6 protein-coding genes are annotated in these 7,638 nt (G+C 55.1%); 1 reads left to right on the plus strand and 5 read right to left on the minus strand.

The window, feature by feature from the left end:
- The 5 genes from ACR0IK_RS24075 to ACR0IK_RS24095 all read right to left on the minus strand — a co-directional run.
- The coding region (locus tag ACR0IK_RS24075) for a DUF1989 domain-containing protein (protein ID WP_480643649.1) at nt 1-1,789 on the minus strand (1,789 nt) is incomplete at its 3' end.
- Nucleotides 1,786-2,157 carry a cupin domain-containing protein gene (locus ACR0IK_RS24080; protein ID WP_480643650.1) on the minus strand — a complete coding sequence of 124 codons (372 nt, stop codon included), beginning with the start codon at nt 2,155-2,157 and terminating at the stop codon, nt 1,786-1,788. The genes ACR0IK_RS24075 and ACR0IK_RS24080, both read right to left, overlap by 4 nt.
- Nucleotide 2,158: 1 nt before the next feature.
- Nucleotides 2,159-4,141, minus strand: a complete 1,983-nt coding sequence (locus tag ACR0IK_RS24085; protein WP_480597187.1) for an ABC transporter permease — start codon at nt 4,139-4,141, stop codon at nt 2,159-2,161.
- Nucleotides 4,141-5,169: a quaternary amine ABC transporter ATP-binding protein gene (locus ACR0IK_RS24090; protein WP_480643651.1), complete on the minus strand. Its 1,029-nt coding sequence runs from the start codon at nt 5,167-5,169 to the stop codon at nt 4,141-4,143. Before ACR0IK_RS24090 ends, ACR0IK_RS24085 begins: the two co-directional genes overlap by 1 nt.
- Nucleotides 5,170-5,254: 85 nt before the next feature.
- Nucleotides 5,255-6,205: an ABC transporter substrate-binding protein gene (locus ACR0IK_RS24095; RefSeq protein WP_480643652.1), complete on the minus strand. Its 951-nt coding sequence runs from the start codon at nt 6,203-6,205 to the stop codon at nt 5,255-5,257.
- A gap of 237 nt (nt 6,206-6,442) precedes the next feature.
- On the opposite strand from ACR0IK_RS24095, the gene ACR0IK_RS24100 reads away from it, so the two are divergent.
- On the plus strand, nt 6,443-7,378 hold the full coding sequence (locus ACR0IK_RS24100) for a LysR substrate-binding domain-containing protein (protein WP_480643653.1): 936 nt from the start codon (nt 6,443-6,445) through the stop codon (nt 7,376-7,378).
- Nucleotides 7,379-7,638: the final 260 nt, after the last annotated feature.

Consider the following 7,638-nt stretch of genomic DNA (forward strand, 5'->3'; position numbering starts at 1 on the left):
CGGATTTCCCCTGCACATCACCAACCCGAGCTATGGTAAGCCGGAACCAAGGCAATTCTTCGATCGTCGGTTGTTGTGGCGGTGTCCAGAAGATCTTGGAAAGGATGTCGCGGCTGTGCCGCCCCTGGACCGCGATGTTGTGCAACTGGTCCGTCGAGTTACGCACCCAGACATTCATATTTCGCTTTAGTGCCTGTTCCTGCAGCCACAATCCGCTGGTGTCGTTGCCTCCAATCCAGCGGAAATTGGTCTCACCCAGCCGGTAGACCGTGCCATCGTCTATCATACCTCCATGTTCGTAGCACATGGCCGTATAGACGACCTGACCAACGCTCAGTTTTTTCATGTTGCGGGTCACGCAAAGCTGCATCAGCTCTTCTGCGTCAGGTCCGACAATCTCGTATTTCCGCAGAGGGCTCAGGTCCATGACGGCGACCTTATCCCGGCAGGCCCAGTATTCAGCAATGGCACCATGATTGGTCATCGTGTTGGGCAGCCAATAGCCGTTGTATTCGACGAAATCACGGGTGTGCCGTCCAAAGCACTCGTGAAATGCTGTTTCCTTAGTTTCTTCCACATCCGCCTCCGCAGATTTTCTATAGCCGTAGGATCGTGTAAAATCCTCGGTCGCCTTGTAGGTTCGCACTTGAACATCGGTTGGGTTCCAGCCGTTTGCCGGATCGATGTCACAGGGACATCCAGTGCTGACGCAGACCAAATCAGTCAGTGCCCGCAGCAGGACGAAATCACCGGGGCGAGACCAAGGATCGTCCATGCCTATGGCATTGGTGTCGTCCAGTATTGTGTTGAAAAAGAAGTTGATCGCAGGCCATCCACCACGCGGTTTAATGCCATACCGATCCAGATCCTTGTTGATGTTTTCCGAGCAGTTCACGTGGCCCGGATATCCAAGATCTTCGTAGTATCGCGCCGTGCAGGCGAGACCGAAAGTGTCATGGCGCCCGCACGTATCCTGAACGATCTCGATCAGAGGTTCCTGGTCGACCGACCAGTACTTCGAGAATATGCCCGGTTGTGGATACAAGCTACCCATCAGGCTGCGAGTCGTTGTCGGGTCGATTTCGCGCTCGATCCCCTGATCCAGTGCGCGGCGGCTGAAGGCTTGAAAATCCGAGCACTCTCGTCCACGAACATCCACGATCTGAATGAATTCGCCTGCCTTGACCTCATAAGACTTGGCATTGCCGGGCTGAATGTTGATGTCCTTCAGAGGATCAGCCAACGGATCCGGCGGGCCGACAAGGGGCTTTTCCAATCCGGGTGCAGAGCGCTGGAGATACAGGATGATATCCGTGGGCGGGTTGTTGTCCTCTGGACGCATTGCCATGCCAGGTGCCGCGACAATCAGAAGACCATCACTTTCCGCCACGAAATGAACCATATCTCCGGGACGAGACCCATCGGTGAATGCGCGAATTGCGTCGCTTTTTCCGATGTCGAAACCCGCGACTTCCAAAGCTTGCAGTACCTTTTTCCCCGAAGCGGAGCCATTTGCCAGCGTAGCAATCAACCCTTCGGGCCGCCCATGCCCCTGCGCGCCCAGCATGGCCGCATCGGAACTCCGGTCAGGGGCAAAGAAGACCATTTCTGCTGGTTGCATCCCATCGCGATCCAGCAGCGTTATGGTATCTCCCTTGGATACCGGAACAGCGCGTGACCCCATTCCGGGGACCGGGTGGCGCTCTGTCCCATGCGGCAGGATTGGAAGGCCGGGGGCCAGAACCCCGCTGCGTTCGAATGGCACTTCGAAAACCGGCTTAACATTCATAGTGCATCTTCCTGAGTGGCTTGGGTTGCACCGCGGTGGGTGACCACCAAGAGGCATCCCGCCTCGGTGTGCGAATAGTGGCTTGACCCCGCAGCAAGGCTGACAAAGTCACCGCTACGATAGCAAAACCCATCGTGATCGGTCAGATCGCCTTCGAGGACGAAGAACTCTTCTGGCCCGTGATGGATATGAGGGTTGGAGCGTGTGCCGGGCGCCATCTTCATCAGATAGCTGCCTTGCCCGGTTTCCTCATCAAAGCTGACGTTCTTCCACCAGATCTGCTCGTCTAGCAGGCCTTCCATCCGCATTGGGACAAACCCTGTATCGTCGAATCGTGCTACGGTGCGTCTGTTCTGTAGCTTTGCCATCTCAGTCGAGCCCCAGTCGTTTTTTACGCTGTTCCGCCCAGCTGCTGATGGCCATGTCAAAGGTCAGCGCCATCAGCGACACGTTCAGACCAAGGACAAAATTCTTGCCCAACTCGGTGCCTGCCAGTGTGCGCTGCAATTCCTGTCCCAGGTCCTGCGTACCGATGAACGCCGCGATGATGACCATGAAGAAGGAAAACATGATTGCCTGATTGAACCCGACCGCCATTGTCGGCAGCGCCAGAGGGAACTGCACCGACATCAGCTTTTGTCGACGGGTCGAGCCGGACATGTCGGCAGCCTCGGTCATTTCCGGCGGTACGCTGCTGAGGCCAATAATAGTGTACCGGATCAGCGGCACAGCGGCAAAGATCAGGATCGAGAAGACAACAGCCACATCGTTGACGCCGAACAACATGATCGCGGGGATCAGGTATATGAAGCTTGGAAAAGTTTGCGCGGTGTCGCAGGCCAGCAGGATGCTCTTGGACCAGCGAGTGGACCGAGCAGCGACAACACCCAAGGGGATACCGATCAGTGTCGCCAGCGCGACTGCTGAAATCACAGTGTAGAGCGTGATGACCGACCGATCCCACCAGCCCGAAAAAGCCACGATTGTAAAGAAGACTGCGGCATAGATACCGGGCCTACGACCACCGACCCAATAGGCAAAGGAAACAACCAGCAGGATGAAAGCAGGCGTCGGAATGGCAAGCAACGTGTTCCGGAAGGGGATCAGAACCTTGACGTTCAGGAACCAGCGCAACCATTCGGTTGTCCCTTTGATGACATCGATTGCCAGGAATGACTTGATCACCACGTCGATTTCCTTGCCCTGGCTCAGATGCTGCTTGCGGCCGACCTCGGCCAGGATCGGGAAGATCTGCGACAGCAGAGTGAACCCAACAAACAGACCCAGCGCAATCAGTGAGGTCTGATGCCGCTTCCACCACGGCGTATCACGTTCGAAGTGAACAGGCTGTTTGACGACCCAGGCCTTGGACATCCGATCGAGCATGACGGCCAGAAGAACGATGGTCACACCAATCTCAAAAGAACGACCTAGTTTGAAGCTGCCCATCATCGCCAATAGCTTGGCACCAAGGCCGGGCATGCCGATGAAGGCGGTCAACACCACCATAGCCAAGCACAACATGATTACCTGATTAACGCCAACCAAAATCTCGGTGCGTGCGGCTGGAACATAGACATGGCGCAGCATCTGCCAACGGGTACATCCAGACATCTTGCCTGCTTCGATCACTTCGGGGCTGACCTTCTTCAGGCCCAGAGTGGTCATCAGGATCATCGGCGGGATGGCAAAGGTAATCGTCGCAACTGCACCGGCTGTTGGCCCGACTTTGAAGAAGATCACGGCGGGCAAAAGGTATGTAAAAAACGGTAGAGTTTGCAGAACGGACAAAACCGGTTTCAGCATTCTTTCGAACCAGCCGTATTTCCACGCAGCGATACCCAAGGTCAAACCCAGCAGAAAGGCCAGTGGTGCCGCAACCACAATGACGGACATTGTTTGCATGGCCATCTTCCACTGTCCGATCGCGGCGGTCCAGATGAAGGTTCCGGCCCCCAAAACGGCCAGTCTCCAACCCCCGACAGCATAGCCGATCACGGCTGCAACAGCGGCGATTGCCGACCATGGGATTGGCCCTAAATAGGGCCAGCGACGCTTGCCCTCCAAAAGGTTAGCTGATGTGTCCAACAAGAACTCAAGCGGGCCTTCAGCGATAAAGCGGGTGACGTAGATTAGGCCAAGATCGTTTTGAATGAAGTTAAAAATAGCGTCCAAAACCTGCGCTGTTGGCGGGATTGCAGCCTCTGGAATCCGGTTCAGCCATTCAGGCAGAATACCAACAGCCTTGGCAAGGATCAGCGCAATGGACGCAACCAGCAGTGCAGTAAGCACGCGAGTACGCCCCCACGGTTTGTCCGAGGTATCCGGCAGTTCAGTGGACAGTGTCGCCATCACTCGGCTCCGAGCAGAACATTCAACGCTGCGTCACGTTCCAGAACGCCGGTGACAACGCCTTTGTCATCCGCGACCGGCAACAAGATGCGGTTGTCATTGACCAAAACCCGTGCCAGTTCGTGGATGGTTGAACCGCCATTGATTGGCGCGCCTTCCAATGCGTGTCCGTTGACCGGTTTTGCCAGTCCTTTCGCGTGCACCACGCGGGCTTTGTCGATGTCCTCGGTGAATTTCGCCACGTATTCCGTGGCGGGCTTCATGACGATCTGATCCGGCGTATCGCATTGTTCTACCGCGCCATTGCGCATGATCGCGATCCGATCCGCCAGACGCAGCGCCTCGTCAAAATCGTGAGTAATAAAGACGATGGTTTTGCCCAGCATCTCTTGCAGTCGCAGGAATTCATCTTGCATTTCACGACGGATCAACGGGTCAAGGGCCGAAAATGGCTCGTCCAGAAACCAGATATCCGGCTCAATCGCCAAAGAACGTGCAATGCCGACACGTTGCTGCTGGCCGCCGCTAAGTTCGCGCGGAAAATACTCTTCACGGCCCTCAAGGCCGACCAGTTTGACAACTTCCAAAGCGCGTTCGCGCCGGTCATGGCGATCCTGGCCACGCATTTCCAAAGGGAACGCCACATTGTCCAAAACGGTACGATGCGGCAGCAGGCCAAAGGACTGAAACACCATGCCCATCTTGTTGCGCCGCAACTCGATCAGTTCGCGCTCGCTCAGGCTCATGATATCCTGACCGTCGACCTCAATGGTGCCTCCGGTGATGTCATGCAGGCGCGAGAAACAGCGCACCAGAGTGGATTTTCCTGATCCCGACAGCCCCATGATGACCAGCATTTCACCCCGACCAACCTCAATCGATACATCCTTGACCCCGGCGATGTAGCCGTCAGCGCGAATCTCGTCGAAGCTGCGGTCTGCCGGCATAGACTTCAGATAGCTGTCGGGCGAGGGTCCAAACAGTTTCCAGACGTTTTTGGCTGAGATTACAGGCGCTGTGGTGGACATGGCTGCCATTCTTTCTTGTTAAGCGTGGCCTTACTGCACTGATATCAGCAAGGCCACGCAAGTTTCGTTATGTGTGGCCGAGTAATCAGCTGCAGGCGCTGATCCAGGGATCAACAACAGCACGGTTGGCATCCAGCCACTCAGTTGCCGCATCTTCCGGTTCCAGTTCGTCAGTATCGACCAGCTTTGCCATTTCCGCGATCTGCGGATTGGTGAACGAGATGTTGGTCAGCACACAATACGCGGTTGGCCACTTGTCCTTCATACCATCCCATGCCGCCTTTTTCAGATAACCGGTGGCAGGGTTGCCGCAATCATATAGCGCATCGGGGTTCGGACCTTTCGAAGGATCCTTGTCGCAGCCATCTTCCCATGCAGGGAATTCAACAAACTCACCGGGCCAGACAGCCTCGGCAAAGTTGGGTGTCCAGTTGAAGACCAGAACAGGTTTCTTATCCGCTTCTGCCGCGCCAATTTCCGCCCACAAGGCCGCCGCCGAACCCGCGTTGATAACGGTGAAGTTCAGATCCAGCGCTTCGGCACGTTCCTTACCGTGCTTCAACCAGTCAACCGGACCATCCAGATATCGGCCCTTGTCGCCGGTTTCCGCTGTTGCAAACAGGTGCGCACAGTCGTTCAGAGCTTTCCAGTCGGGCAGGCCTGGGCAGGATTCCTTGGTCCACATCGGATACCACCAATCCTCCCGCGTGACCGCATCATGATTGCCCGCATCATGCAGACCACCCTTTTCCAGCGCGGCGCGGAACGATGCACCAAACGCGCCTTCCCAGACTTCCATCTCAAGCGTGACGTCGCCCAAGCGCACCGACTCGTACACCGCCTGACTATCTGTTGTGACGTATTCGACGTTGTCGCCAATCTCTTCAAGTAGCTGGCCGGTAACGTATGACATCACGATCTGACTGGACCAGTTGTGAATTGGGATAACGATCGGATCGCTGCTGTCTTCGGCAATCGCTCCGGTGCCCGCAACTGCTGCCAAGGTTGCAGCAGAAAGTAGATTTGTGAGTTTCATGTTTGCTCCCTGAGTGAAGTTCATTTTTGAATTGCGGACTCTTCCGGCCCCGAATTTGTGCATTCTGCCTAAAATCACTCCAGGCGCAGAACAGAAATTTGCGAGGCTTTGCCCACAATTTCTTGAGGCTAATCCAGTTTTTCGCTATTTTAACAGCCAGTTGCCCGATCGGGGTCGAACTGATGCGGGCAAATATTTTTGATTGCGAACACGTAAAGATCGGGACCCTGCCCACGGATGTCGAAGAAAGCACCAGTTACCGGTAAGATTCTGCCGCCGCTCGATTACCTTCTGGCATTTGAGGCCGCTGCAAAGGCTCAGAGCTTTGCACATGCCAGTAAGGTGCTGAATATTTCCGAGACTGCCATCAGCCGCAAAGTGCGGTTGCTGGAACAGCATTACGATGTACCCCTGTTTGTCCGCGGGCATCGATCTGTTTCCCTGACCCAGCAGGGTGCCATTTTGTTGGCAACTGTGGAAAAATCGCTGGAGCTGATGCGGGATGTCAGCCGTGATATGCTGGCCAAACATCAGGCTAACACTGTCTCGATCTCTGCCACTAACTCCGTTGCGTCGCTCTGGTTGATGCCGCAGTTACGCAAATTCAATAAATCCAATGGCCGCATCCGTATTTCGCTGGTGTCCTCAGACAGCGATGCAGAATGCCTGTCTGACTCTATGGATCTGACGATTTTGCGCGGGGATGGGGATTGGCCCGGATATGATGCTCAGCTTTTGTTCGGGGAAACGGTTTTCCCGGTCTGTAGCCCAGAATACCTCAAAAGTAATCCGAACGCGACTGTTCTATCTGCTCTGCCGGATTTGGATCTGATTGAAGTGACCAGCAGTCATGCGGAATGGATGACATGGCATACTTGGCTTAGCGGCAATGGAATTTCTACCGCATCTATGGAACGCGCTGTGGCCTTCAACACTTATCCTCTCTCGATACAAGCGGCAGTTGACGGTTTGGGGGTCGCATTGGGTTGGGCCCATCTTGTTGACCCGCTGCTCGAAAGCGGTGCGTTGGTCAGACCAATCCATGACGTCTCGGTGCGAACACAGTCGGGGTATTATCTTCTGAAAAGCCCAACGCACAAAACCTTTCCGGAACGCCGCATCGTAGAAGATTGGTTGTTGGGGCTTAGCGCAGGGCGCAAACGTTACGCGTGATTCGATGGTGCCATCGCGCGATTAATACCCATTTGGTCAAAGCCTCTGCAACTCCGAGGTTGACCGAAAGGAATAAATATTTACCTTAAAGAAAGTTTCCGATTCCTCTCCCGGTCGCATATGCGGGCGGGTTTGAATTCGTTCGACCTACTTTGCACGGAGCCCAGAACCCAATGAGCTATAAATCCGACATCGAAATCGCCCGCGAAGCGAACAAGAAGCCGATTCAGGAAATCGGTGCCAAGATCGGCATCGATTCT

It is taken from the genome of Ruegeria sp. BF7, from assembly GCF_056538605.1.

Bases quoted from the DNA above. Each gene is read 5' to 3' on its own strand.
- ACR0IK_RS24095 (WP_480643652.1), bottom strand. From the start codon at position 6,205: ATGAAACTCACAAATCTACTTTCTGCTGCAACCTTGGCAGCAGTTGCG.
- ACR0IK_RS24100 (WP_480643653.1), top strand. From the start codon at position 6,443: ATGTCGAAGAAAGCACCAGTTACCGGTAAGATTCTGCCGCCGCTCGAT.
- ACR0IK_RS24090 (WP_480643651.1), bottom strand. From the start codon at position 5,169: ATGTCCACCACAGCGCCTGTAATCTCAGCCAAAAACGTCTGGAAACTG.
- ACR0IK_RS24085 (WP_480597187.1), bottom strand. From the start codon at position 4,141: ATGGCGACACTGTCCACTGAACTGCCGGATACCTCGGACAAACCGTGG.
- ACR0IK_RS24080 (WP_480643650.1), bottom strand. From the start codon at position 2,157: ATGGCAAAGCTACAGAACAGACGCACCGTAGCACGATTCGACGATACA.